This window comes from Alkalihalophilus lindianensis (assembly GCF_032843265.1).
Classification (GTDB): Bacteria; Bacillota; Bacilli; order Bacillales; family Bacillaceae_D; genus Alkalihalophilus; species Alkalihalophilus lindianensis.
Window position 1 is genome coordinate 1 of record NZ_JAWJBA010001088.1, and the last position, 233, is coordinate 233.

The 233-nt window shown below is 66.5% G+C and carries 1 protein-coding gene; it reads right to left on the reverse strand.

Translation table 11 applies throughout. The annotated features are described in order from the left end of the window. A partial coding sequence (locus tag RYX56_RS25465) for a hypothetical protein (protein WP_317124532.1) occupies nt 1-233 on the reverse strand: 233 nt, incomplete at both ends.

Here is a 233-nt window from a genome sequence, read left to right on the forward strand (position 1 = left end):
TGCGCAAAGACGGGCGGTTGGGACGCATCCAGCGGGGCGTAATATGCGGTGGCCATTCCGGGCAGCAGGGCGAGGTCCGCCGCGATGCGTTCGGCGTTGTCACCAATCGGTTCGACCGACCGGATCAGCAACCCCGAAACCTGGTGCGGCGCCGTTCTCGACAGCTGCAGCGGCCCGCTGACCTTTGCCCGCGCGAAATGCAGCACCAGGGTCGCGACATAGTCTGTCTCGCG